Origin of the sequence: Sinorhizobium sp. P24N7, from assembly GCF_042436655.1 — a bacterium.
Classification (GTDB): domain Bacteria; phylum Pseudomonadota; class Alphaproteobacteria; order Rhizobiales; family Rhizobiaceae; genus Sinorhizobium; species Sinorhizobium meliloti_A.
In genome coordinates this window covers 405,710-431,078 of the sequence record NZ_JBHMIW010000004.1, presented here as the reverse complement: position 1 = coordinate 431,078, position 25,369 = coordinate 405,710, and the positions used below count along the sequence as shown (strand labels likewise).

The following is a 25,369-nucleotide window of genomic DNA, read 5'->3' as shown; positions in this document are numbered from 1 at the left end:
AGACCAAAACCTTCAAGGCCCAGTCCCGCCAATCAGCATCCGCCAATCTTGGAAACCCTAGAGCGAAGGACATCGTCGCCAGCAGCGCCGCCGCCCTCGTCAGTGATCGGGCTTATAGACCCCCACCCTCCGACACGTCAACAGGGTTCTTCAAAAAAAATGACAGTTTTCTGACAAAGCCCGACAAAGCAGGGTTTTGCAGGGCGCAGATTCTTTTTGGAGCTCGTCCCTCGGGCTGTGGATACATAATTTCGCCCTTACTTCTTCACAATCGACCGATCTAACCCAGAACATCGCCGCTTCGTTCCGGAGGCGCCGCGTCGGGGCCAGCCCTGCGCTGCGATTTGACTTCCGTAAACGGAAGATGCACATCTTCGCGCAACGTATCGACGATAAGCATACGGCAAGAGCATTTAGGGGGCCTCCAGCCTGCATGAGCAGCGATAAGAACATGCTTCGTTCGCTTGGCGACCACCCGCCGATCCTAGCGGACGGCCGTCGCGCACCGGACCGGCGCGAGATCTCGATGCGCTGGCTCTCGGGCACGTTCTTGACCGGCATTACCTCAAGTCTCCTGATGGGCGTGGCGCTCTTTGCGGCCCTCGACGGGCGGCAGCAACTGGCGATTCCGGCGGAAGCCTTTGCGGCGCTCGATCCGTCGGCGCCGGTCGGCGCCGCCAAACGGGGAGATCGCGTTCTTTCCCCCAACATCGTTGCCAAGCCAGCCGACAAGACCGTGATGGAAGTCTCGACCATGATCCATGACGGCGAGAAGGAGGTGGTGCGCCGCCAGCCCTTCGTGCATGTCAAGATGGCGCTTGCGGCCAACCACCAGACGTCCGAATCCTATCCCGACTTCGACCCGCTGGCGATCTTCTCCACGGATGAGGCGGATGCCGAAGCGCCGCCGGTGAAGACCGGAACGATCTACGGCTCCGACGTCGAGTCCGAGGTCGCATTGAAGACCGTGGATTTTCCGCTGAACGGCGGCGGCTTCGCACTCGGGCCCTCGATGTCGCTCGACGAGGTCGAGGAGAACGTCCGCACCAACGGCTCGGTGCTGACCGAAGGCAATACCCAGGTCGCCTCACTCTTCTATGTCGACCCGCAACGCTTCGCTTCCGACGCCGACAACCTCGACCTGATGCAGGGCCTCGCCGCGCGCGTCGTCGAGGAGAACATGAGCGTTTCCTCCTATGAGAACATCACGAAGCAAAGCGTCGAATACGCCGACGACATCATACCGGTGCGCCGCGCCATACCCATTGCGACGGCGATGATCAATGCGGGATATGCCAAGGCCCAGGCCGAAGACGCGGCCGGCTATCTCGAAAAGGCGCTCGGCGCCAAGGAACTCGGCCCCGGCGACGTGCTGCGCATCGGCATCATTCAGAAGGGCGAAGAAGCAAAGATCGTCCGTGCCACGATCTATTCCCATAGCCGGCACGTGCTGACCATGGCAGTGGACGACCGCGGCCGTTTCATTCCCGGCGCCGAGCCGGCGAAGCTCGAAGCGGTAGCGGCTGCCTTCGACGATACCGGCAGGCCGGTGATTTCCAGCGGCCACGACCTGCCGAGGGTCTACGACGGCATCTACCGTGCGGCCCTTTCCTACGGCATGAACGCCGACATGATCGCGCTGGTCGTCAAGCTTTTGGCGAGCAATGTCGACTTCCAGGCTCAGCTGAAGCCGACGGATTCGCTCGAAGCCTTCTTCTCGGTCGCCGATGAAAGCGGCAGGGCAACGGAAGATTCGGAACTGCTCTACGTCAACGCCAAATTCGGCGACGCCGAGACGCGGTTCTACCGCTTCCAGGATCCGGACGACAATTCGATCGATTATTTCGACAAGGACGGCAAGAGCATTCGCCAGTTCCTGCTGCGCAATCCCGTTCCGAACGGCCATTTCCGCTCCGGCTTCGGCATGCGCCGCCACCCGATCCTCGGCTTCTCGCGCATGCACACCGGCGTCGACTGGTCCGCTCCGCGCGGCACTCCGATCATCGCGGCCGGAAACGGCGTCGTGCAGAAGGCCGGCTGGGACTCCGGCGGCTACGGCAACCAGACGCTGATCCGCCACGCCAACGGCTATGTGTCCTCCTACAATCACCAGAGCGCGATCGCCAAAAGCGTCAAGCCGGGAACGAAGGTCGTCCAGGGTCAGGTGATCGGCTGGGTCGGAACGACCGGCCTCTCCACCGGCCCGCACCTCCACTACGAACTGATCGTCAACGGCAATAAGGTGGATCCATTGCGTATCCGGCTGCCGGGAGGAAAATCGCTCGGGGGCGAGGCGCTGGCGAAGTTCGAGAAGGAACGCGAACGCATCGACGAGCTTCTCGGCGACGATGCGAACGAGGTCGCAAGCAAGTAGTCGACCCATCGACGGTATCGCGAACTTGCAACAAAAAGGCCGCCCGGAGGGCGGCCTTCGCGGCTGTCGGAATGCGAGGCTTACGCGGCTTCCTGATTCGCCCCCGCCCCGCGCTTGAAGTTCAGACGGTCTGAACCGGCAACGACCTTGATAACCGAGCCATCCGGGAACTCGCCCTGCAGCACTTTTTCGGCCAGCGGATCCTGCACGTATTTCTGGATCGCCCGCTTCAGGGGGCGAGCGCCGTAGGCCGGATCGTAGCCCCTGTCCGCCAGGAAAACGCGTGCATCGTCCTCGAGCTCGAGCGTGATCTTGCGATCCGCGAGAAGCTTGCGCAGCCTTTCGAGCTGAATGTCGACGATCGCGCCCATCTCCGAACGGCGCAGCCGGTGGAACAGGATGATCTCGTCGACGCGGTTCAGGAATTCCGGACGGAAAGCGGCTCTCACCACTTCCATGACCTGATCGCGAACCGCATCGCTGTCCTCGTTTTCGCCGAGTGCGGTCAGGTATTCCGCACCGAGGTTCGAGGTCATGATGATCATCGTGTTCTTGAAGTCGACCGTGCGCCCCTGACCGTCGGTCAGACGCCCATCGTCAAGCACCTGCAGCAGAACGTTGAAGACATCCGGATGCGCCTTCTCGATCTCGTCGAACAGCACGACCTGATAGGGCCGGCGGCGGACGGATTCCGTCAGCGCCCCACCCTCCTCATAACCGACATAGCCGGGAGGCGCGCCGATCAGGCGGGCGACCGAATGCTTCTCCATATACTCGGACATGTCGATCCGCATCAGCGCGGTCTCGTCGTCGAAGAGGAAGCGGGCAAGCGCCTTGGTGAGCTCCGTCTTGCCGACCCCGGTCGGACCCAGGAAGATGAAGGAGCCGATCGGCCGGTTCGGATCCTGAAGCCCTGCGCGCGAACGGCGAACCGCCCGCGAGACGGCCTGCACGGCATCACCCTGACCGACGACCCATTTCGCCAGCTCGTCTTCCATCCTGAGCAGCTTGTCGCGCTCGCCTTCCAGCATCTTGTCGACCGGAATGCCGGTCCATCGAGACACGATGTGGGCGATGTTGTCGGGGGTCACGACTTCCTGGACCATCGGGTTGGCGCTGGCGCCATCCTGGCTTTCCGCTTCCGTCAGTTCCTTTTCGAGATTCGGGATCACGCCGTAGGCAAGCTCCCCTGCCCGCTGGAACTCGCCGTTGCGCTGCGCGATCTGCAGCTCGTTGCGCGCTTCGTCGAGCTGCTTCTTGAGATCGGCTGCCTGCCCGAGCTTCTGCTTCTCGGCCTGCCAGCGCGCCGTCAATGCGGCTGCCTCCTCTTCGAGCGAAGACAGATCGAGTTCGAGCTTGGCAAGGCGATCCTTGGAAGAAACGTCGGTCTCCTTTTTCAAGGCTTCCCGTTCGATCTTCAGCTGAATGACGCGCCTGTCGAGTTCGTCGAGTTCCTCAGGCTTCGAATCGACCTGCATCCTGAGACGCGAGGCTGCCTCGTCCATGAGGTCGATCGCCTTGTCGGGAAGGAAACGATCGGTGATGTAGCGGTTGGAAAGGGCCGCGGCCGCAACCAGCGCGGAATCGGAGATCCGCACCTTGTGATGCTGCTCGTATTTTTCCTTCAGGCCGCGCAGGATCGAGATCGTATCTTCGACCGTCGGCTCCTCGACCATGACCGGCTGGAACCGGCGGGCAAGGGCCGCGTCCTTCTCGACGTGCTTGCGGTATTCGTCGAGCGTCGTCGCGCCGACGCAGTGCAGCTCGCCGCGGGCGAGCGCGGGCTTCAGGAGGTTCGAGGCATCCATAGCCCCGTCCGCCTTGCCTGCACCGACCAGCGTATGCATTTCATCGATGAAGAGGATGATCTCGCCACCTTCCGAGCGCACTTCGTTCAGCACGGCCTTGAGCCGCTCTTCGAATTCACCGCGGAACTTCGCACCGGCGATCAACGCGCCCATGTCGAGCGCCATCAGGCGCTTGTCCTTCAGGCTTTCAGGCACATCGCCGTTGACGATTCTCAGCGCCAGGCCTTCCGCGATCGCGGTCTTGCCGACGCCCGGCTCCCCGATCAGCACGGGATTGTTCTTCGTCCGGCGCGAGAGCACCTGGATCGTTCGGCGGATCTCGTCGTCCCGGCCGATCACCGGATCGAGCTTGCCTTCCCTCGCCTCGGCGGTCAGATCTCGCGCGTACTTCTTGAGCGAATCGAAGCCCTGTTCGGCATTGGCGCTGTCGGCGGTGCGGCCCTTGCGGATTTCGTTGATGACCTGGTTGAGCTTCGTCGGCGTGACGCCGGCCTTGGAGAGGATCGACGCCGTCGCGGCCGAGCTTTCGATCGCCAGTGCCAGAAGCAGGCGTTCCACGGTTACAAAGCTGTCGCCGGCCTTCTTGGCGGCCTCTTCCGCTGCGGTGAACACCTTGGCGAGCGGCTGCGACAGATAGACGGAGCCGTTGCCGCCGGTCACCTTGGGAAGCTTCGCCAAAGCTGCGGCCGTACCGACCTTGGCTTCGCGCGCATTGCCGCCGGCGCGCTCGATAAGCGAAGCCGCCATGCCCTGATCGTCGTCGAGCAATACTTTGAGGACGTGCTCCGGCGTGAATTGCTGGTGCCCTTCGGCCAGTGCATAGGTCTGCGCCGACTGCAGGAAACCGCGGACGCGTTCCGAATATTTTTCGATATCCATTCTCTACCTCCATAGCCCGGCGAGCCCATCATCGTGGCACTGGCCGGCGTTTCAGGATCAGGCTCCCGCATTCGGCAAGCCTTCGAAGCGAAATATGGTGCAGCGCTCTTCGGAATTAAAGAGCGGCAAATGGAGGCAGCAGAGACAATCGCGCGCGAATGCGCTCACGGTGGATGCGGCACGCGTCGAGATCTCGCGAAAGCAAAAAGCCCAGCCGTTACGGGCTGGGCCTTTAAGAGAATCGCTGCGGAAGGGTTATTCCGAGGCGGCGAGCGCCGGGGTGCTGCCGTCGGTTTCGGGCTGCGCATCGCCCCCTGCCTCTTCCTGCGCGCCGCGGCGCGGCTGCCGGCGAGGCCGGCTCGTGCTGCGGCGACGGGAGGCCGAGCGACCGGCCGATCCCTGCGCTTCCTCTTCCATGGCGACTTCGGCAGGCATGCCCTCGATCACCGGCTGAGGACCCGAACCGTCGATGACCGGCTGAGGCTCGTTGGCCGGAGCCGCTGCGGCCGCCGGAGCGACCGGCATTTCCTCTGCATAGCCCTGATCCAGATCGTCCTGATCGCGATCGGACGAGTCACGTTCCTGATAGTCCTGGCGTTCGTCGCGCTGGAACCGGTCCTGCATCTGAGCTTGCGCAGCCGCGATGATGCGGTTGTAATGCTCGGCATGCTGCAGATAGTTCTCAGCGATCACGCGGTCGCCGGAGCTCTGCGCGTCGCGAGCAAGGGCCGCATATTTTTCGGCGATGTGCTGTGCGGTACCACGAATCTTCACATCCGGGCCGGAGCTGTCGTAGGTCCGCGTCAAGGGATTGGATCCCTTGCGATTGTTGTTGTTGTTTCCGCTGTTGTTGTTATTCCGCCCACGGCCGCGCTTGTTTTGCTGTCCTGGCCTCATAGTCCATTCACCTGAATTTTCTTGATAATGATGATCATGTGGTTCCGCTCTCGGTGCGGAAAGTCCGCACCTGAGAAAACATGCGCCATGACAGATCGCCTCTTCGCGATCTCGGCGCCGGTCAACGTTAAATTAACAGGTACCCGCACAAGGCACTGTCGAACCCTAGCAACTCTTTCTTGAGAGCAATCCCCGTGGCCAGGTCATACTGGAACGAATCCTTGGTCCATGACCTTCTGCCCAGTGCGCGGGGTGAAACTAGCCCGCTTCCTTCGGGATTCCAAGCCCTTTCTTTGCTCTTCCGGAAAAGAGAAGTGCGAGTGCAGCATTTTTTCAACGGTTATTGCTGCGCTCAATATCCTGCTGGAACATCAGGACCCGATCGTTGCCGCCGAGGTCCTTCGCGGCAGAGAGCAAACGAAAGCCCTGCGCTTCGAATAGCGCCGTTACCGCTCGTTTTTGATCGAAACCGATTTCCAAGCCTATTACGCCGTCTGTTTCGAGATGGCGACCAGCGTGAGAAGCAATGGCACGATAGGCATCAAGCCCATCCTCTCCGCCATCAAGTGCGGCGACCGGATCGTGGTATCTCACTTCCGGTTCAAGCTCCGGTATTACACTGGACCGGATATAAGGCGGATTTGAGACGATGAGATCGAACCGCCCATCCACCGCCTCGAACCAATTGCTCCGAACGGCTCCGAAGCGTGCCGCCAAGCCATTCCTGCGCGCATTTTCAAGTGCTGTCGCCAGAGCGTCTTCCGATATATCGGTACCGAGACCGTGCGCGTCAAGTACCGCTGCGAGAAGAGCGAGACAAATCGCACCCGTGCCCGTTCCAAGGTCGACGATGCGACAACTCCCCTTGCTTGAAGCGATTCGCCGCGCATGGGGAACCAGGCAGTCGACCAGGGTCTCGGTGTCAGGACGCGGCTCCAGCGTCTCTTTCGAGAGCTTGAGCTTCATGCCGAAGAATTCCCGCTCGCCGAGAATCCGGTAGACCGGCTCATGCGCCGCGCGGCGCTCGACTGCGGCACGAATGCGAGCCGCATCCTCGTCGCTGACGAGCTCTCTTCCGCGCGTCAGGAGCGCGGCCAGCGCAAGGTCGAGCAGGCCGGAGATCAGGTGGCGTGCATCGAGCCCCGCCGATTCGAGGCCGGCGGCCTTCAGCCTGTCGCGGCTCTCGGCTAGGAGGCTGTCGAGGGTTTGGGCCATTGAAACTCAGTTCTGCCTTTCGCCGAGCAGCGCGAGCTGGCTTGCCTGATGGTCGGCGAGCAGCGCATCCACCACGTCGTCGATCTCACCTTCCATCATTCGATCGAGCTTGTAGAGCGTGAGATTGATGCGGTGGTCGGTCAGGCGTCCCTGCGGGAAATTGTAGGTGCGTATGCGCTCGGAACGGTCGCCGGAACCTACCTGGCTCCTGCGGTCGGCCGAACGCTCGCTGTCGGCGCGCTGCCGTTCCATGTCATAGAGCCGGGAGCGCAGCACCTGCATCGCCTTGGCACGGTTCTGATGCTGCGACTTTTCCGAACTGGTGACGACGATGCCGGTCGGAATATGGGTTATGCGCACGGCCGAATCGGTCGTGTTGACGTGCTGTCCGCCTGCTCCCGAGGAACGCATCGTATCGACGCGGATATCCTCCGGGCGGACCTCGATGTCGATCTCTTCGGCCTCCGGCAACACCGCGACCGTCGCGGCTGACGTATGGATCCGGCCGCTGGCTTCCGTCTCCGGCACGCGCTGCACCCGGTGGACGCCGGACTCGAATTTCAACCGCGAGAAGACACCGCGTCCCGATACCGTTGCGATGATTTCCTTGTAGCCGCCGGCCTCGCCCTCGCTCGCGGACAGCACTTCGACTCGCCAGCCCTTGCCCGCCGCGTATCGCTCGTACATGCGGAAGAGATCGCCGGCGAAGAGGGCGGCTTCCGAGCCACCCGTACCGGCCCGGATTTCGAGGATCGCGCTCTTTTCGTCGGCCGCATCCTTCGGCAGGAGCAGGATCTGGATTTCCTGCTCAAGCGCTTCGATCTTCTCTTCGACTTCGGGCTTTTCCATCTCCGCGAGGTCGCGCATCTCCTTGTCGGTCGCCCGGTCGGCAAGCATCGCTGCGATGTCGGCAAGCTCGGCCGTCGCCTTTTCATAGGCGCGAATCTTCGACACGACCGGCTGTAGCTCGGAATATTCCGAGGCCAGCTTCACGTAAACGTCGGCCGACGGGCCGGCGGACATGCGCGCCTCGATTTCGCCGAACCGCCGCTCCAGTTCGCGCATCTTTTCAACGGGAAGCTTTGCCAAATCTCACTCCAAATGCACTCGCCTCGCCCGGACCGCGTCCGGACGGAGACGAGAGCCCTCTTGTTCAATCTAAACCGGTATGCCGTTCGCCGCAGCGAAATCGACCAGGAGCTGGCGGATCGACGTGTCGGACTTGACGTCGTCGAGCGCCGCCTCAAGGAGTTCGTTGAGCCTGCCGGCATCGAGCGCCAGGAGCATTGCCTTGACCGGCCCGACAGCCGTCGGCGACATCGAAACCGACCGGAAGCCGAGCCCGAGCAGCGCCATGGCCGAAAGCGGTTTGCTTGCCATCTCGCCGCAAAGCGTCACCGGCGTGTTGTTGCGCTCGCCGGCCCGCACGATCTCCCGGAGAATCCGCAGGAACGGCCGGCCGAGAATGTCGAAACGTTCGGAAACACGGGCATTACCGCGGTCGACCGCCATGGCGAACTGGAAGAGATCGTTCGAGCCGACCGAAACGAAATCGACTTCGGCCATCAGTTCGTCGAGCTGCCAAAGCAGCGCCGGCACTTCCAGCATCGCCCCGAACTGCAGCTTGCGCGGCAGTTGTTCGCCGAGCTTCGATTGGCGCTCGATCTCCTTCTGCAGGAGTTCTCGCGCGCTCTTCAGCTCCGCGACTTCCGTTACCATCGGCAGCATCATCTTGAGCTCGGCGCCGACCGTCGCTCTCAGCATTGCCCGGAACTGGGTACGCAGGAGACCAGGCCGGTCGAGCGACAGCCTGATGGCGCGCCAGCCGAGCGCCGGGTTCTCCTCTTCCGCGGCACGGAAATAGGGAACGACCTTGTCGCCGCCGATATCCAGCGTCCGGAATGTGACCGGCTTCCCCGCCGTCTGCTTCATGACGTTGCGGTAGAAAGCTTCCTGCTCCTCGGCCTTGGGCATGGTCGAAGCGATCATGAATTGCAGTTCGGTCCGGAAGAGACCGATACCTTCGGCACCAGCCTCGTTCAGATGGGGCAAGTCGACCAGCAGCCCGGCATTCATCTGCAACGTAATGCGCTTGCCGTCCTTCGTCAGAGGCTCGACATCCCTGAGAGCGCGGAACTGCGCCTGCCTGCGCGCACGGAAGCGCACTTTCTCCTCGTAAGCGCGCTGCAGATCGGCCATCGGCCGCAGATGCACCTTCGCATCGTCGCCGTCGACGATGATCGCATCGCGGTTTTCGGCGAGCGCCACTGCCCCTGCCGCCTGGCCGACCACCGGAATGCCCATGGCGCGGGCGACGATGACCACATGGCTGGTGACCGCCCCCTCCTCCAGCACAAGGCCGCGCACGTTCTCGCGCGGATAGTCCAGCAACTCCGCAGCGCCCATGGCGCGCGCGACGACGATCGCGTCATTGGGGAAATCGGCAGCCGAAAGCTTGGCGCCATAACCCGAAAGCTGGCGCAACAGCCGGTTCGCAAGATCGTCGAAATCGTGCATCCGCTCGCGCAGATACGGATCGGTCAGCCGGATCATCCGCGCCTTGGTCTCGCTCTGCACCCGCTCCACCGCCGCTTCCGCCGTCAGGCCGTTGCGGATCGCCTCCTCGAGCTTTCTCACCCAGCCGCGGTCGTGGGCGAACATGCGGTAGGTCTCCAGCACCGCGCGGTGCTCGCCCTCCATCGAGACGTCGCGGCGCGACAGCATGTCGTCGATGGAGATGCGCAGCGACCCGAGCGCTTCCGCAAGCCGCTGCAGCTCCTGCTCCGTGTCCTCGTTGAGCAGATTGGTGACGACGATGCGAGGCTCATGCAGGACGACGTAACCGAGCCCTATGCCTTCACCGTAACTGTTGCCCTCGATCGTCACCGGGCGGGACAGATCGAGCTCGAGCCCGGGCTTGGTGATCTTCTTGAGCTCGCCGGTCGCAACCATCTCGGCGAGCACCATGGCGGTCGTTTCCAGCGCCTCGACCTCGTCCTCGCGATAGTTGCGCTGCGCCTTGTTCTGCACGACGAGGACGCCGAGCGCGCGGCCGGTGCGCAGGATCGGAACGCCGAGGAAAGAGTGATAAATCTCTTCGCCCGTCTCGGGCAGGTAGGTGAAGGCCGGGTGCGACTGGGCATCGGAGAGATTGAGCGGCCGCGCCGAAGCCGCGATCGTGCCGACGAGACCCTGTCCCATCTTCAGTTGCGCCAGGTGCACCGCCGTCTTGTTCAGACCTTCGGTCGCGTAAAGTTCGAGCACGCCATCGGAGCGCAGCACGTAAACCGAGCACACTTCCGCAACCATGTTCTGCGCTATCTGGCGCACGATCCGGTCAAGGCGCTCCTGCGGCTCGAGCGGTTCCGCCATGAGCTCGCGCAACCGCTTGAGGAGAACGCGCGGACCTGCGGAAAGGTCTCTCATCGCGTGGGGTCTCCTGAATAAGAATAAACGCCGGGCCCATGCGGGACGCCGCGGCCTCTGCATGCATCCTCGAAGCGAAATCGATCCGGGGACAAGATCATGCAGCAGTTCCAATCACTACAGCGACGTCTTCCGTGTCTTTTCAGACGCGCGGCGCCGGGTCGCGAATCCCAAATCAAATGCCTGCCGTTTAACTCTTATCCAGACCGTAGACGGAATGCAAAGTGCGAACGGCCAATTCGGCGTAAGGTCCGTCGATCAGGATGGAGATCTTGATTTCGGAGGTGGTGATCGCCTTGATGTTGATCCCCTTGTCGGCAAGTGCCCGGAACGCGGAAGCGGCGACGCCCGCATGGCTGCGCATGCCGATGCCGATCACCGAGACCTTGACGAGGCCCGACTCCGACTGAATGACGTCATAGCCGATCTTTTCCTTGTTATCCCCCAGAACCCTGAGGGCCTTGTCGACGTCGCCGGACGGCACGGTGAAGGTCATGTCGGTCTTCGAGCCGTCTTCCGAAATGTTCTGGACAATCATGTCGACATTGATATGGGCTTCCGCAAGCGGCCCGAAGATCGCGGCGGAAACGCCCGGCCGGTCGGCCAGGCGGCGCAGCGAGATCTGTGCTTCATCCTTGGCATAGGCGATGCCGGTTACGACTTCCTGTTCCACGATCTCATCCTCATCACAAATCAGCGTTCCGGGCGGGTTCATGAGATCACCCATGCCCGGCGCATCGGGGTCTTCGAAAGAAGAACGCACGAATGTGCGTACCTTGTGCACCATGGCGAGCTCGACCGAGCGTACCTGCAGCACCTTGGCGCCGAGAGACGCCATTTCCAGCATTTCCTCGAAAGCGATCTTCTTCAAACGCCGGGCCTTCGGCTCGATGCGCGGGTCCGTCGTGTAGACGCCGTCGACGTCGGTGTAGATGTCGCAGCGATCGGCCTTGACGGCGGCTGCGATCGCGACGGCGGAGGTGTCCGAGCCGCCGCGGCCGAGCGTCGCCAGGCGGTTGTCCGGGCCGAGGCCCTGGAAGCCGGCGACGACCGCCACCTGACCCTCGCCCATGCGTCGGATGACATCGGCGCCGTCAATTTCGAGAATGCGGGCCGCACCATGGGCGTTGTCGGTCTTGATCGGCAACTGCCAGCCCTGCCACGAGCGGGCGTTGATGCCCATCGACTGCAGCGCGATCGCGAGCAGGCCGGAGGTCACCTGTTCGCCTGAGGCGACGACCGCGTCATATTCGCGCGCATCGTAGAAGGGGGCGTTCGAGCCCGCGACCTTCGGCATGTTTTCGACCCAGCCGACCAGCTCGTTGGTCTTGCCGGACATGGCGGAAACGACGACAGCAACCTCGTGGCCGGCATCGACCTCGCGTTTCACATGGCGCGCGACATTGTGGATGCGGTTCAAATCTGCGACGGAGGTCCCGCCGAATTTCATCACGATGCGTGCCATTTCGCCTCTACCGTACCACCATGTTTGCGCGCCCGATGCAGCGACCTTGGAGCGTCCAAGAAGACGCGCGTCGCCGTAGACGCGACAGGAAAACGCCCCCGCCGGCGCCTGACGATCAAAAAGCTTGAAGGAGACTTCTCGGACATCGGCCAGTCACCGCCTCGGGGAGCGGAAAGTCGCGGCGTCTCTTAGCGGATCAGCGGGCTGCGTGCAATGGCCGTCAAAGCGGTGGCCAAGAGCATGACTCTCGCCAGGGGGAACCGATATCGATTCAAAACCACTTGCATTTCGATACTGGTTCTGTCAATCTCACTTCAGACGCAGGGCGGTGGCCGCCCAATGGGAGGAAGGACAATGCGCAAAGTCATCATGTGGGACATGGTCAGTGTCGACGGGTTTTTCGAGGCGCCGGGGCATGACATCGGCTGGTTCGTTTTCGAAGGCGAACTCGACGCCTATATCCGCGAGACGCAGTTCGAGGCCGGCACGCTGCTCTTCGGCCGCACCACCTACGAACTCATGGCCGCCTATTGGCCCTCGTCGGAGGATCATATCGCCGCCTTCATGAACGGCGTCGAGAAATACGTCTTCTCCAGGACGCTCAGAAGTGCCGGCTGGAACAACACGACCCTTGTTTCCGGCGAGGCCGCCGACGAGGTCAGGCGCCTGAAAGAACGCGAAGGCGGCGCAATCTTTATTTTCGGCAGCGCCGATTTCGCTTCGACGCTGATCGCTCAAGGGCTCGTCGATGAATACCGTCTCGGCATCAATCCGGTGCTGCTCGGCAAGGGCACGCCCCTCTTTCAAAACGTTGCCGAGCGGACGAAGCTTGAGCTTACTCATGTCCGCCCGCTGAAGTCCGGTGTCGTCATCCTGCATTACCGGCCGGAACCGGCGTGATCGGCGAAGGAGGAGGCTATGCAGAACCGTCTTTCCATCTATGCGCCGCAGGCGCTCGCCCTGCTCAGGATCGTGACCGCTCTGCTCTTCGTTCATGCCGGCATGGGGCTCCTCTTCAACGCCCCGGCATCGACCCATCCGCTGCCGCCGCCGGAAATGAAGCCGATCCTCCTGGTGGCCGGCATCCTGGAACTCGCCGGCGGCGCTTTGGTGCTCGTCGGGCTCTTCACCCGCGCGGCGGCCTTCATCCTGTCGGGCATGATGGCCGTCGCCTATTGGGGCTTTCATGCACCGATGAACATGTGGCCCGCCAACAATATGGGCAGCGCCGCAATTCTCTTCAGCTTCATCTATCTCTATCTCGTTTTCGCCGGCGCAGGCGCCTGGAGTCTCGACGCTCGCCGGGTGCGAGCCACAGGCCCTTGACATCCCCCGCCGATCGTCCGACTTCAGCATCGGATCGATGAGCTACAGCGAGCTTTGCGCGCCCGATGAGGACGCGCGGCACCGAAGAACGAGGCAAGGAGGCTCTCATGAGCGAGACGGCGCGCACGACGATCGACCAGAGCGAGGTGGACCGCTTCTCGGCCATGGCGGCCGAATGGTGGGATCCGACCGGCAAGTTCCGCCCGCTGCACAAATTCAATCCCGTGCGCCTCGCCTATATCCGTGACAGGGTCTCGGAGCATTTCGGCCGCGATCCGAAGAGCCGGCAGCCGCTCGAAGGGCTGCGAGTCCTCGATATCGGCTGCGGCGGCGGGCTTCTTTCCGAGCCGATGGCCCGGATGGGAGCGGACGTCGTGGGGGCCGACGCCTCGGAAAAGAACATCGGCATCGCTAAAACGCATGCGGCCGGCAGCGGCGTCAGCGTCGATTATCGCGCCGTAACGGCCGAAGCCCTTGCCGAAGCCGGCGAGAGCTTCGACGTCGTTTTGAACATGGAAGTGGTCGAGCATGTCGCGGACGTCGAATTCTTCATGACCACCTGCGCGCATATGGTGCGCCCGGGCGGCCTGATGTTCGTCGCAACCATCAACCGCACGCTGAAAGCGGCAGCACTCGCGATCTTCGCGGCCGAAAACGTGTTGCGCTGGCTGCCGCGCGGTACCCACCAATATGAAAAGCTGGTGCGGCCGGAGGAGCTCGAAAAGCCTCTCGCCGCAAGCGGCATGGAGATTGCCGACCGCACCGGCGTCTTCTTCAATCCGCTGGCCAACCAGTGGAACCTGTCGAAGGATATGGACGTCAATTACATGATCGTGGCGAAACGGCCGATCTGAGCCCTGTTATCGTCAGTTCGTGTCGTCCGGCAGCACCGGCAGTGGGGCGATCTCGATTCCCTCCTCTATGAGGGCAATCGCCTCTTCCGCCGTCGCCTTGCCGATTAGCCCGCGCTGGTCAGCTTCGCCGTAATGAATCTTGCGCGCCTCGTCCGGGAAGCGCTCACCGACGTCTTCCGCGTTCTCGCGGATCGATTTCACCAATTCCTTGAGCTTGGCGACTGCTTCCTTCTGCGCCTGATCCATCACCAGTTCGCGGCGCGCCTCCTTCTTGCGCGCCGTTGAGACGGCGGGCGCCATCAGTTTCTTGCTGACGGAAACGGAACCGCAACTGGGGCAGGCGACCAGGCGCCGCTCGACCTGCCGGTCGAAATCGTCGCTCGAGGAGAACCAGCCTTCGAAGTCGTGGCCTTCGTCACAGGCAAGATTGTAGTGGATCACGCTGCAGCGCCTCCTTTTCCCGCCGGAACCACCTCATCCAACACGAAGCTGCGCGCGTTCCTGAGGTTGGGAATCTTCTCGCGCGCCGCGTGCACCGCCGCCACATCGATCTCGGCGACGATGATCTCCTCGCCGGTCGGAGCGGCTTCGGCCAACACCCTGCCCCAGGGATCGATGATCATCGAGTGGCCGAAGGTTTCCCGGCCATCCTCGTGCGTGCCCGCTTGAGCGGCGGCAATAACGAAGAGCCCGTTTTCGATCGCCCGAGCGCGCAACAGGATTTCCCAATGCGCTTCGCCGGTCTGGCGCGTGAACGCAGCCGGCACCGTCATGATCTCGGCTCCGGCCACGGCCTGCTGGCGAAACAGCTCGGGGAAACGGACATCATAGCAGATCGAAAAGCCGAGTTTGCCGAAGGGGAGATCCGCGATACGCGCGGTATGACCCGGATGGTAGGCGGCGCTCTCGCGCCAGCTCTCGCCGTTCTCCAGATCCACGTCGAACATGTGGATCTTGTCGTAGTCACAGATCTTCGCGCCGTCAGGCCCGAACAGGAAGCCGCGATTGGCAATCTTCCCATCCGCGCGCGCGATCGGCGTCGAGCCGACATGGAGGTAGAGGCCGAGCTCACGGGCAAGCCGGGATGCCTCGCGAATGACGACGTCGTTCTCCCCATCCTTCAACACCGACCGCAAACCCGTCCGGTCGCGCTGGACCGCTCCGGTCATCTCCGGCGTCTGGACATAGGTTGCACCCCGCGAAGCGGCTTCGCGCACCAGCTTCGCCATCGTCTCCGCATTTCGTGCGGGATCGACACCGGAGCACATCTGGACGGCGGCAGCCCTGAACGTCATCGCTTTCTTTCTCCCAAGCGGAACTCTGGATCAGAATGATCCGGCATCGCAGCACTCATCTCTTTTTCGGATGGGCAGGACAGTCGTGACATTCCACTTCAGGCCGCGAGCATATCGTCGAGCTTGCCGGCACGATCGAGCGCATGCAGCTCGTCGCAGCCGCCGACGGGAACATCATTGATGATGATTTGCGGGAACGTCCTGCCGCCCCTGGATTTTTCCATCATTTCCTGGCGAAGTTCAGGCGCATAAGTGGCATCATACTCGGTGAAGTCGACGCCTTTGCTTTCCAGAAGTTTCTTCGCCCTCGTGCAATAGCCGCAGAACTGACGCGTATAAATGACGACCGAAGCCATGGTCTCCAACTGCTCCTTCACCGGCATCGATCGCCGGACATCTCTTGTCATATAGGACCGGACATGGCCCTTGCAAAGGTCAAAACCGTGACGTCTCCGGCGCCCGCACGCTTCAGCGCCCGTGTCGCAGCGGCGACGGTCGCGCCGGTCGTATAGACGTCGTCTACGAGAACGATGCGCTTGCCCGCGAGCTCCCGCTTCGCGCCTTCGGGGACTGCGAAGGCGCCGCGGACATTCTCCTCGCGTGCCCTGGCGCCAAGCCCGACCTGGCGGCTCGTGCGCTTGATGCGGCGAAGGACATCCGGCCGATAGGCTCTTGCGGAACGTTCGGCAATGACGCGTGCAAGCTCCGCCGCCTGATTGAACTTGCGCCTCCAGAGGCGGAGCGCATGGAGCGGAACCGGCACGATCATGTCCGCCGCTGCCACGGCACCGTCGCCGGCGCGGATCATCCACTCGGCCATCATGGGCGCAAGGTCGGTGCGATCACGGTATTTCAAGCCATGCACGAGATCGCGGACGATTCCTTCGTGAATGGCCACCGAGCGCAGCCTGTCGAAGACCGGAGGATTGGCGATGGCCTCGGGCGAAACCGCGCCCTCGCCAGGATCATAGGCGAATGGCAAGCCCAGAACCTCGCAATAGGGCCGCTCGATGAGCGGCATGCCTGCCCAGCAGGAAGCGCAGACGGCATGGGCATGGCCGGTCAGCCGGCCGCATCCCGAGCAGACGGGCGGAAAGACGAGATCGACCGCCTGGGCCGCAATCCGGCGGAGGATGCCCGCCCAATCCATCGCCCGGTTTTCCTGCCCGCCCCGTTTCATGCGCTTGGCTTGATTCGTGTTGCTGTCTGTCGCGTTAGACCCTAACTGAGCAGAGGACGAAGGGTGCAGCAAGTATTAAAGCGCTGCAGCGGCCTCTGCGCGTCCGACAAGACACGCGGCGCTGTAGGGTTTCTGTCGCACCCCGCGATTTCGGAGAGACTGTCGTGGAAATCATCTTTGACCAGAGCCTCGTCGAGGCGCACCGCCGGCGCGCACTGCGCCAGGCGGACGAGAAGGCAGGCTTCCTGCTCGACATCGTCGCACAGGAACTTGCCGAGCGCGTAAGCGTCGTCGAACGGCAGTTCGAAACGGCCATGGAGCTGCACGGCTATACGGGTGCCGCCGCACGCAGCCTTTCCACGACCGGCAAGGTCGGCGCGATCGAGCGGGTGGAAACCGACAGCGCCTTCGGCTCGGCCGACGAGCCGGTGACGGAAGCACCTCTGGAGCGTATCCCGGCCGACCCGGCGTCGCTCAGTCTCCTCGTGTCGCCACTGTCGCTCCATCTTACCAATGATACGCCCGGCGTCTTCATCCAGGCGCGCCGCGTGCTGAAGCCCGACGGGTTGTTCCTTGCCGCTATACCCGGCAGTGGCACGCTGCAGGAACTGCGCGAGGCGCTTCTCGCAGCCGAGGCGGAACTGACGGGCGGGGCGAGCCCACGGGTAATCCCCTTCGCCGACGTGCGCGACATGGGAGCCCTTCTGCAGCGGGCGGGCTTTGCCCTACCGGTGGCGGATACCGAGACGTACACCGTCCGCTACGATTCGCTCTTCGGCCTCATCCGCGACTTGCGCGCAATGGGCATGACGAACCCGCTGGCGTCGCGCAACCGCAAGCCGATGCCGCGGCGCTTCTTTCTCAGAGCCGCAGAAATCTACGCGCAGCGCTTCTCCGATCCGGACGGGCGCATCCGCGCGACCTTCTCGATCATTTATCTTTCGGGCTGGGCGCCGCACGAGAGTCAGCAGAAGCCGCTCAAACCCGGCTCGGCGAAGCAGAGATTGTCCGACGCACTTGGCGCGAGCGAGCACAAACTCAAGGATGACGGCGAGCCGTGATCTGAGCTCTTAGAGCACTTCCAGGAAAAGTGTGTAACGGTTTTCTGTCCGGAAGTGCGTTGGATCAAATGGCTGGAGCATTCAGTGTTTCTATGAACACGTTGAAAGGCTCTAAGTCCAGGCCGCCTCGATCGTGTCGGTGACGAAGGTCAGCATGCCGAGCAGTGCGCCGGAGAAATTCTGCAGGCCGATGAGAAGGCCGACCGAGATCAGCGCGGCCAGGAGTCCGTATTCAACCGCCGTAGCGCCGTCGCGGTCTCGAAACAGGCGTCTCAGCGTCTCCATTGGTCCTCCAGCCGCTCAGAGCACTTGCCGGAAAAGCGTATAACGGTTTCCGTCCGGAAGTGCGTCGTTTCAAAAGGTTGAGGCGTTTCGGCGCTTCAACGCAAGCACGCAACGTTTCAACGGCAAACGAGGCGTCGCCTCGTCACAGGTCAACCACAAGCGGCGCCTTTCGGCGCTCCGCTGCGATCAGCATCCACTCCTGCTGCCATCGGCGTCGATGATGCAGACGGCACCCGGCATCTCCTGAAGCACGCTGCGCCGAACGGTGTAGCGCTTGGCCGTACCGCCCGAGGGTATGGAGCCCGTCGAGATGTTGTCGTAGTCGATCGGCGTGTTCGCAAGCATTCGCTTGTCGCCCTTGGACGACAGCATCGGCGTCAGGATGAGCGTCAGCGCGATGACCGCCGTGCCGAACAGCAGCGACAGATTGAGCACGCCTGTCCGGCGGGACTGGCTCGTCACCAGATCCTTGTCCTGAACCGTCCTCCAGAAATCCTCGTCCACCATCCCAGCCTCATGCAACACGTAAAGAGCGGCGGGCGAAGCACCCTTCCCAAAGCCTCGTCCTGACCACACCTGCCCGAAAACGGCGCCGTCGAAGTGACGCGCGCCGGAACTGACCCCATCTTGCCCAAGGGTGATAAACGTTCGATTAACGAATTATCGAATTTCGCGGGATTGCGCACCAACAGCGGGGCTCTTGACGCTCCAACTTCGAAGCTACGCACGTCCGCACGGAAAGCCGTTACACACTGTTCCCGCAAGCGCTCTTAGAGCAAATCCATCAGGAACGGGATCAGCGGCTCGTCGGCGGGCGGCATGGCGTAGTCGCGCAACGCCTTCGGGCGCACCCACTTGATAGTCTGGCCTTCGCGGCCTTCGGCAAACCCCTCGTAGCGGCGGCAGATGTAAAGCGGCATCAGGAGGTGAAAGTCGTCGTAGCCGTGACTCGCGAATGTGAGCGGCGCGAGGCAGGCGACTTTGGTGCGGATGCCGAGCTCCTCTTCGAGCTCGCGGATCAACGTCTCCTCCGGGGTCTCGCCACTCTCGACCTTACCGCCCGGGAACTCCCACAGGCCCGCCAGAGGCTTGCCTTCCGGGCGTTGCGCCAGCAGAACGCGTCCATCGGAATCGACGAGCGCGCAGGCGGCAACGAGCACGATCTTCCTACCCTGCATGTCCGTCAGACCTTCGGCGTTCGATAGAGATAGCGGTAGACCTCGGTGAAACCGGCCTTGCGATAGAGCTCGATCGCAGCCTGGTTGTCGGCCTCCACCTGCAACCAGGCCTTCTTTGCGCCCTTGAGACGTGCCCAACGGAGCGAGGCGTCGAGGAGAGCACTGCCGACGCCGCGTCGGCGCACCGCTTCGGAAACCGCGAACTGCATGATCCCGGCAAGATCATTGTCGTGGACGACGAGCGACACCGCCGTCGGCCCGGTCTTACGGTCCTCGAACAGGAACAGGCCGCACTCGGGCTTGATGGCGTTGATGATCCCGGTCAGCGCCTGCTTGGCTTCCGGAGGATCCCCGCCGATCAGGATGCGGGCGTCCACGAAACGGCCGATATCCTTGATCGGAAGGTGGTCGATGCCTTCGCTGAAATCGCGATCCGCCAGGTCGAGCGTCAGGACCAGGCTGTGCGCGAACGACGTCCAGCCCTCGCCATCCATATGGTCGATCATCTTCGGCGGCGTCAGCGGCGTCTGACGAACCGTAAGGGTGCGCCCGGATTGCGCAAAAAGCCGGCGCGCCTTCTCCAGGCGGATGGCTATGTCGCGATAGTCGGACGGATCCAGCGGGTTGACGGAATTCAGGCGCTTGGAAGGGTGCCCCGCCGTCAGACGGATAAGCCAGCTGCCGTCATATTGCACCGACGAGGCCGGCCAGGCGCGAAAACCGACGGCCTCCAGACGCCGCACGCTCGGTAAATCGACCGCGACCGTTTCCCCGTTCCCCGCCCCGTTGCCGGGCGGCTCTCTGCCGTTCGTTGTCATGTCCATAGCCTTGAATGCTGCGGGGCCGGGAAGAGCGCGCGGCCGTCCGGTCGCAACCGCTCTCAACGCCTCAACCGTGTCAGCTTCTGTAATCGCCGTTGATTTCGACATATTCCTTGGTCAGGTCGCAGGTATAGACCGTGGCGCGGCCCGAACCCAGACCGATATCGACGCGGATCGGAATGGTCTCGCCCTGCATGACCGCAGTCGCGGCCGCTTCCGAATAGGCCGGATCGCGCTCGCCCTCGACTGCGACTCGGATATCGCCGAACCAGATCGCCAGCCGGTCGCGCTCGGCCATCTCTCCCGACTTGCCGACCGCCATGACGACGCGTCCCCAATTGGCGTCCTCGCCCGCAACCGCCGTTTTGACGAGCGGCGAATTGGCTATCGAAAGCGCGATGCGTTTGGCGGCGGCATCGTTTTCCGCGCCCTCGACCGTCACCTCGACCATCTTGCGCGCGCCCTCGCCGTCGCGCACGACCTGCAACGCCAGATCACGCAGCAGATCGTCGAGCGCGGCACGGAACCCGTCGAGACGCGGGTCGGCCGCGTCCTCGACCTTAGCCTGGCCGTCGTCCGCCGCCGCACCGGTCGCAAACATCATCAGCGTGTCGGAGGTGGACGTGTCGCTGTCGACCGTCACCGAATTGAAGGTGGGTTCGACGCCTGCCTGAAGCAGTGCCTGAAGTGCCGCCGGCGCAATGTCCGCATCGGTGACGACGAAGGAGAGCATGGTTGCCATGTCGGGCGCGATCATCCCGGCGCCCTTGGCGATCCCGTTGATCGTGACCCTGACACCGCCGATCTCCGCGCTGCGGGTGGCAACCTTCGGATAGGTATCGGTCGTCATGATCGCTTTGGCCGCTTCGAACCAGAAGTCCTGGGTGGCGGACGCGGCAAGTTTATCCAGAACACCGGCGAACTTGGTGGCGTCGAGCGGCTCGCCGATGACGCCCGTCGACGCCAGGAAGACCTCCGCCTCGCTGCAGCCGACGGCCTTTGCCGCGGCCTCAGCCGTGAGCCTGGTCGCCTCCCGGCCCTTCTTGCCGGTAAACGCGTTGGCATTGCCCGAGTTGACGACGACGGCGCGTGCAATGCCGCCCGGCAGGTTCTGCCGGCAATGGTCGACCGGAGCTGAGGGGCACTTCGACCGCGTGAACACGCCGGCCACGGATGCCGGCCGGTCGAAGAGCATCATCAGCACGTCGGTCCGGTTCTTGTACTTGATTCCTGCGGCAGCGGTCGCCATGCGTACGCCGCGAAGGGCCGGCATTTCGGCAAAGGTTTTCGGAGCAAGCGGAGAGACGGAACCGGACATGGATTGAACCTGCTTTTCAGAAGCCTCGAACGTTGTGCGAAATGCCCGAACGGCATTCAGCCGTCGGGCATCCGGATCTTTGAAGGCGGAGCGGAGCAAATGCGAGCGGCCTCAGCCTCCGCGCGGGGGCGCGCCTCCCTAAGAGGGCGCCCGGCCGTATTACTTGTTTTCCTGCGGCTTGCCGGCCTCGTCATAGGCCTTCTTGAGCGCCGGATCGGAGATTTCGACGGCAGTGCTCTCCTTGGCGGAATTCAGAAGCTCGAGGTACTTGTCGCGCATGACGAGCTGGCGAACCTGCGGCTCGACCTGTTCGAGCGTCGGCGGAGCCTGGGGACGCTTGTCCTCGATGAGGATCACATGGAAGCCGAACTGCGTCTTGACCGGTGTCTTCGTATAGGCGCCCTTTTCCAGCGCGAAGGCGGCCGTCTCGAATTCAGGTACCATGCGGCCCTTGGTGAAGTAGCCGAGATCGCCGCCCTCTTCCTTGTTCGGGTCGGTGGACTTGGCCTTGGCAAGGTCGGCGAAGTTCTTGCCCGCGTCGAGTTCCTTGATGACGTCCTTCGCCTCGTCTTCGGTCTTGACGAGGATATGGCGGGCCTTGACCTCTTCCTGCGGCGGAATCGCTGCGACTTCCTTGTCGTAGCGCGCCTTCACATCTTCCGCCGTTACCGCATCGACCACGTGCTTCTTGAAGAAGGCGTTGTGCAACTCGCGTTCGGTCAGGAATGCGACGCGCTGCTTGAACGCCTCGTCGTTCTGAAGCCCTTCCTTCTCGGCGTCCTTCAAAAGAAGCTTCACGTCGATGACGGCCGACAGTGCTGCTGCGCGCTTCTGCTCGTCGGGCATCCGCTGGAGCTGCGGATCGAGGCTCATGATTGCGAGATCAAGTTCCGACTGGTGGATTTCCTGGTCCCCGACTTTGGCAATGACCGGGTCGGTCCCCTCGGCGCGGGCGACACCCGCCGCGATCACCGCGACCAGTGCCGCGGCCGCAAGGGTCTTGTATCTAGACATGTTTCTAACCTTTCACCATTGGCCGCCAGCGCGATTGCCTCCGGCCCCAGGGGCTGCACAACAACCAGAATGTGGCGGTTCTGTAGCCGTCCGGCCGTGCAAGTGCGTTGACATAATCCGACCCCCCTCTTATCTGTCACGCAACCTCGCGTCCAGAACAGTTTCCGGGCGTTTCGCGGCGTGACGCGGTTTTTCGACCGCGCGCCTGAAACCCAGGCGACAAATAAGGAAAGGACCATTTGCATGGTCAGTCTCGGCGGCTTTGCCCGCAAGTTGTTTGGTTCCGCCAACGATCGCCGCGTCCGCGGCTACAAGGGCCGGGTGGACGCCATCAATGCTCTCGAAGCCGAAATGAAGGCGCTGAGCGACGAGGCCCTGGCGGCGAAGACGGCGGAATTTCGCAGTGAGCTCGCCGGCGGCAAGACCCTGGACGACATTCTCGTGCCGGCCTTTGCGGTCGTGCGCGAGGCTGCGCTCCGCGTCCTCGGGCTGCGCCCCTTCGACGTCCAGCTGATCGGCGGCATAATCCTGCATGAGCGGGCCATCGCGGAAATGAAGACCGGCGAAGGCAAGACGCTCGTCGCCACCCTGCCGGTCTATCTCAACGCACTCGCCGGCAAGGGCGTGCATGTGGTCACCGTCAACGACTACCTCGCACAGCGCGACGCGGGCATGATGGGCCGCATCTACGGCTTCCTCGGCATGACCACCGGCGTCATCGTCCACGGTCTCTCCGACGAACAGCGCCGCGACGCCTATGCCTGCGACGTCACCTATGCGACGAACAACGAGCTCGGCTTCGACTATCTGCGCGACAACATGAAGTACGAGCGCTCCCAGATGGTGCAGCGCGGCCACTTCTTCGCCATCGTCGACGAGGTCGACTCGATCCTGGTGGACGAGGCGCGCACCCCGCTGATCATCTCCGGCCCGCTCGACGACCGCTCCGATCTCTACAACACCATCAATGAATTCATTCCGCGCCTGTCGCCGGAAGACTATGAAATCGACGAGAAGCAGCGCTCGGCCAATTTTTCGGAAGAAGGCACCGAGAAGCTCGAGAACATGCTGCGCGAGGCCGGCCTGCTGAAGGGCGAGTCGCTCTACGACATCGAGAACGTGGCGATCGTTCACCACGTCAACAACGCGCTCAAGGCCCACAAGCTCTTCACCCGCGACAAGGATTACATCGTACGCAACGGCGAGATCGTCATCATCGACGAGTTTACCGGCCGCATGATGCCCGGCCGCCGCTACTCCGAAGGCCAGCACCAGGCGCTCGAAGCCAAGGAAAAGGTGCAGATCCAGCCCGAAAACCAGACGCTCGCCTCGATCACCTTCCAGAACTATTTCCGCATGTACGACAAGCTTGCCGGCATGACCGGTACGGCTGCGACGGAAGCGGAGGAATTCGGCAACATCTACGGCCTCGAAGTTCTCGAGGTGCCGACCAACCTGCCGATCAAGCGCGTCGACGAGGACGATGAGGTCTATCGCACCGTCGGCGAAAAATTTAAGGCGATCATCGACGAGATCAAATCCGCACATGAGCGCGGCCAGCCGATGCTCGTCGGCACCACCTCCATCGAGAAATCCGAACTTCTCGCCGATATGCTGAAGCAGAGCGGCTTCTCCAAGTTCCAGGTGCTGAACGCCCGCTACCACGAGCAGGAAGCCTATATCGTCGCGCAGGCCGGCGTCCCCGGCGCGGTCACGATCGCCACCAACATGGCCGGCCGCGGCACCGACATCCAGCTCGGCGGCAACCCCGACATGCGCATCCAGCAGGAGCTGGCCGATGTCGAGCCCGGCCCGGAGCGCGAAGCGCGCGAAAAGGCGATCCGGGAAGAGGTTCAGAAGCTCAAGGAAAAGGCGCTCGCCGCCGGCGGGCTCTACGTGCTTGCCACCGAACGGCACGAAAGCCGCCGCATCGACAATCAGCTGCGTGGCCGCTCGGGCCGCCAGGGCGACCCGGGCCGCTCCAAGTTCTACCTGTCGCTTCAGGACGATCTGATGCGTATCTTCGGGTCCGACCGCATGGACGGAATGCTGCAGAAGCTCGGCCTGAAGGAAGGCGAGGCAATCGTCCATCCCTGGATCAACAAGGCGCTCGAACGCGCCCAGAAGAAGGTCGAGGCGCGCAACTTCGACATCCGCAAGAATCTCCTGAAATACGACGATGTGCTCAACGACCAGCGCAAGGTCATTTTCGAGCAGCGCATCGAACTGATGGACGCGGAGAGCGTCACCGATACGGTGACCGACATGCGCAACGAAGTGATCGAGGAAATCGTCGCCAAACGCATTCCGGAGCGGGCCTATGCCGAAAAATGGGATGCCGAGGGGCTGAAGGCCGACGTCCAGCAGTATTTCAATCTCGACCTGCCGATCGCCGAATGGGTCGCCGAAGAAGGCATCGCCGAGGACGATATCCGCGAGCGCATCACTGCCGCAGTGGACAAGGCGGCTGCCGAGCGCGCGGAGCGTTTCGGCCCCGAAATCATGCAATATGTCGAGCGCTCCGTCGTCCTCCAGACGCTCGATCATCTCTGGCGCGAGCATATCGTCAACCTCGACCACCTGCGGTCGGTCATCGGCTTCCGCGGCTACGCCCAGCGCGATCCTCTGCAGGAATACAAGTCCGAGGCTTTCGAGCTGTTCCAGGCGCTACTCGGTAATCTGCGTCAGGCGGTCACGGCACAGCTGATGCGCGTCGAGCTGGTCCGCGAGGCGCCCGAGGAACCGCAGCCGCTGCCACCGATGCAGGCGCACCACATCGATCCGCTGACCGGCGAGGACGACTTCGCGCAGGCCGGGGAGACGCTGCTGGCGGTCGCGCCTGCGAACCGCGATCCGGCCGACCCTTCAACCTGGGGCAAAGTCGCACGCAACGAAGCCTGCCCGTGCGGCTCGGGCAAGAAATACAAGCATTGCCACGGCATTTACGAAGCCTGACCCGCGGTGCTGCGCGTC

General features: G+C 62.8%; 23 protein-coding genes. 7 read left to right on the top strand and 16 right to left on the bottom strand.

Annotation, left to right across the window (positions count from 1 at the left end):
- On the top strand, positions 1-284 hold a 284-nt coding region (locus ACFHWW_RS09525; RefSeq protein WP_379938055.1), incomplete at its 5' end, for a hypothetical protein.
- 149 nt (positions 285-433) lie between these two features.
- Positions 434-2,374 (top strand): M23 family metallopeptidase, encoded by a 1,941-nt coding sequence (locus ACFHWW_RS09520; protein WP_275597439.1) that lies wholly within the window; start codon positions 434-436, stop codon positions 2,372-2,374.
- 80 nt (positions 2,375-2,454) lie between these two features.
- Here the strand turns inward: ACFHWW_RS09520 and clpB are convergent, their stop codons facing one another.
- The 6 genes from clpB to ACFHWW_RS09490 form a co-directional block, all read right to left on the bottom strand.
- On the bottom strand, positions 2,455-5,061 hold the full coding sequence (clpB, locus tag ACFHWW_RS09515) for an ATP-dependent chaperone ClpB (RefSeq protein ID WP_018096971.1): 2,607 nt from the start codon (positions 5,059-5,061) through the stop codon (positions 2,455-2,457).
- 255 nt (positions 5,062-5,316) lie between these two features.
- A complete protein-coding gene (locus ACFHWW_RS09510) occupies positions 5,317-5,958 on the bottom strand; it encodes a DUF4167 domain-containing protein (protein WP_379938052.1) in 642 nt (213 codons plus the stop codon).
- 333 nt (positions 5,959-6,291) lie between these two features.
- A complete protein-coding gene (gene prmC, locus ACFHWW_RS09505; RefSeq protein ID WP_379938051.1) occupies positions 6,292-7,173 on the bottom strand; it encodes a peptide chain release factor N(5)-glutamine methyltransferase in 882 nt (293 codons plus the stop codon).
- A gap of 6 nt (positions 7,174-7,179) precedes the next feature.
- Positions 7,180-8,262 carry a peptide chain release factor 1 gene (gene prfA / locus ACFHWW_RS09500; protein ID WP_018096967.1) on the bottom strand — a complete coding sequence of 361 codons (1,083 nt, stop codon included), beginning with the start codon at positions 8,260-8,262 and terminating at the stop codon, positions 7,180-7,182.
- Between the two features lie 69 nt (positions 8,263-8,331).
- Positions 8,332-10,599, bottom strand: coding sequence for a phosphoenolpyruvate--protein phosphotransferase (gene ptsP / locus ACFHWW_RS09495; protein ID WP_018096966.1), 2,268 nt, complete (start codon positions 10,597-10,599; stop codon positions 8,332-8,334).
- Between the two features lie 190 nt (positions 10,600-10,789).
- Positions 10,790-12,064, bottom strand: coding sequence for an aspartate kinase (locus ACFHWW_RS09490; RefSeq protein ID WP_003533520.1), 1,275 nt, complete (start codon positions 12,062-12,064; stop codon positions 10,790-10,792).
- 354 nt (positions 12,065-12,418) lie between these two features.
- On the opposite strand from ACFHWW_RS09490, the gene ACFHWW_RS09485 reads away from it, so the two are divergent.
- The 3 genes from ACFHWW_RS09485 (at position 12,419) to ubiG (ending at position 14,244) form a co-directional block, all read left to right on the top strand.
- Positions 12,419-12,964, top strand: coding sequence for a dihydrofolate reductase family protein (locus ACFHWW_RS09485; RefSeq protein WP_379938050.1), 546 nt, complete (start codon positions 12,419-12,421; stop codon positions 12,962-12,964).
- 18 nt (positions 12,965-12,982) lie between these two features.
- The gene (locus tag ACFHWW_RS09480) at positions 12,983-13,390 is read left to right on the top strand and encodes a DoxX family protein (protein ID WP_379938049.1); all 408 of its coding nucleotides are present in this window, start codon (positions 12,983-12,985) and stop codon (positions 13,388-13,390) included.
- Between the two features lie 107 nt (positions 13,391-13,497).
- Positions 13,498-14,244, top strand: a complete 747-nt coding sequence (gene ubiG, locus ACFHWW_RS09475) for a bifunctional 2-polyprenyl-6-hydroxyphenol methylase/3-demethylubiquinol 3-O-methyltransferase UbiG (RefSeq protein WP_379938048.1) — start codon at positions 13,498-13,500, stop codon at positions 14,242-14,244.
- Positions 14,245-14,256: 12 nt separating this feature from the next.
- Here the strand turns inward: ubiG and ACFHWW_RS09470 are convergent, their stop codons facing one another.
- From ACFHWW_RS09470 to ACFHWW_RS09455, 4 genes are all read right to left on the bottom strand, one after another.
- Positions 14,257-14,685: a DUF1178 family protein gene (locus ACFHWW_RS09470; RefSeq protein ID WP_018096962.1), complete on the bottom strand. Its 429-nt coding sequence runs from the start codon at positions 14,683-14,685 to the stop codon at positions 14,257-14,259.
- Positions 14,682-15,539, bottom strand: a complete 858-nt coding sequence (locus tag ACFHWW_RS09465) for a carbon-nitrogen hydrolase family protein (protein ID WP_379938047.1) — start codon at positions 15,537-15,539, stop codon at positions 14,682-14,684. The genes ACFHWW_RS09470 and ACFHWW_RS09465 overlap by 4 nt, the downstream gene beginning before the upstream one ends.
- Positions 15,540-15,637: 98 nt before the next feature.
- Positions 15,638-15,922, bottom strand: coding sequence for a glutaredoxin 3 (grxC, locus tag ACFHWW_RS09460; protein ID WP_026168806.1), 285 nt, complete (start codon positions 15,920-15,922; stop codon positions 15,638-15,640).
- A gap of 20 nt (positions 15,923-15,942) precedes the next feature.
- Positions 15,943-16,689, bottom strand: coding sequence for a ComF family protein (locus tag ACFHWW_RS09455; RefSeq protein WP_379938046.1), 747 nt, complete (start codon positions 16,687-16,689; stop codon positions 15,943-15,945).
- Positions 16,690-16,883: 194 nt separating this feature from the next.
- On the opposite strand from ACFHWW_RS09455, the gene ACFHWW_RS09450 reads away from it, so the two are divergent.
- Positions 16,884-17,780: a methyltransferase domain-containing protein gene (locus ACFHWW_RS09450; protein ID WP_018096958.1), complete on the top strand. Its 897-nt coding sequence runs from the start codon at positions 16,884-16,886 to the stop codon at positions 17,778-17,780.
- Positions 17,781-17,891: 111 nt separating this feature from the next.
- Here the strand turns inward: ACFHWW_RS09450 and ACFHWW_RS09445 are convergent, their stop codons facing one another.
- The 6 genes from ACFHWW_RS09445 to ACFHWW_RS09420 all read right to left on the bottom strand — a co-directional run bounded on the left by ACFHWW_RS09445 (position 17,892) and on the right by ACFHWW_RS09420 (position 22,396).
- Positions 17,892-18,065, bottom strand: a complete 174-nt coding sequence (locus ACFHWW_RS09445) for a Flp family type IVb pilin (protein ID WP_379938045.1) — start codon at positions 18,063-18,065, stop codon at positions 17,892-17,894.
- Positions 18,066-18,251: 186 nt separating this feature from the next.
- Positions 18,252-18,572 (bottom strand): hypothetical protein, encoded by a 321-nt coding sequence (locus ACFHWW_RS09440; RefSeq protein ID WP_018096955.1) that lies wholly within the window; start codon positions 18,570-18,572, stop codon positions 18,252-18,254.
- Positions 18,573-18,835: 263 nt separating this feature from the next.
- Positions 18,836-19,243 (bottom strand): 8-oxo-dGTP diphosphatase MutT, encoded by a 408-nt coding sequence (mutT, locus tag ACFHWW_RS09435; RefSeq protein WP_379938044.1) that lies wholly within the window; start codon positions 19,241-19,243, stop codon positions 18,836-18,838.
- Between the two features lie 5 nt (positions 19,244-19,248).
- Positions 19,249-20,067, bottom strand: a complete 819-nt coding sequence (locus ACFHWW_RS09430; protein ID WP_275597429.1) for an N-acetyltransferase — start codon at positions 20,065-20,067, stop codon at positions 19,249-19,251.
- 73 nt (positions 20,068-20,140) lie between these two features.
- Positions 20,141-21,382, bottom strand: coding sequence for a bifunctional glutamate N-acetyltransferase/amino-acid acetyltransferase ArgJ (argJ, locus tag ACFHWW_RS09425; protein WP_275599900.1), 1,242 nt, complete (start codon positions 21,380-21,382; stop codon positions 20,141-20,143).
- 159 nt (positions 21,383-21,541) lie between these two features.
- Complete coding sequence (locus ACFHWW_RS09420) at positions 21,542-22,396, bottom strand: peptidylprolyl isomerase (protein ID WP_379938043.1); 855 nt, start codon at positions 22,394-22,396, stop codon at positions 21,542-21,544.
- 243 nt (positions 22,397-22,639) lie between these two features.
- Between ACFHWW_RS09420 and secA the strand changes: the two genes are divergently transcribed.
- Positions 22,640-25,351 (top strand): preprotein translocase subunit SecA, encoded by a 2,712-nt coding sequence (gene secA, locus ACFHWW_RS09415; protein WP_379938042.1) that lies wholly within the window; start codon positions 22,640-22,642, stop codon positions 25,349-25,351.
- Positions 25,352-25,369 lie beyond the last annotated feature (18 nt).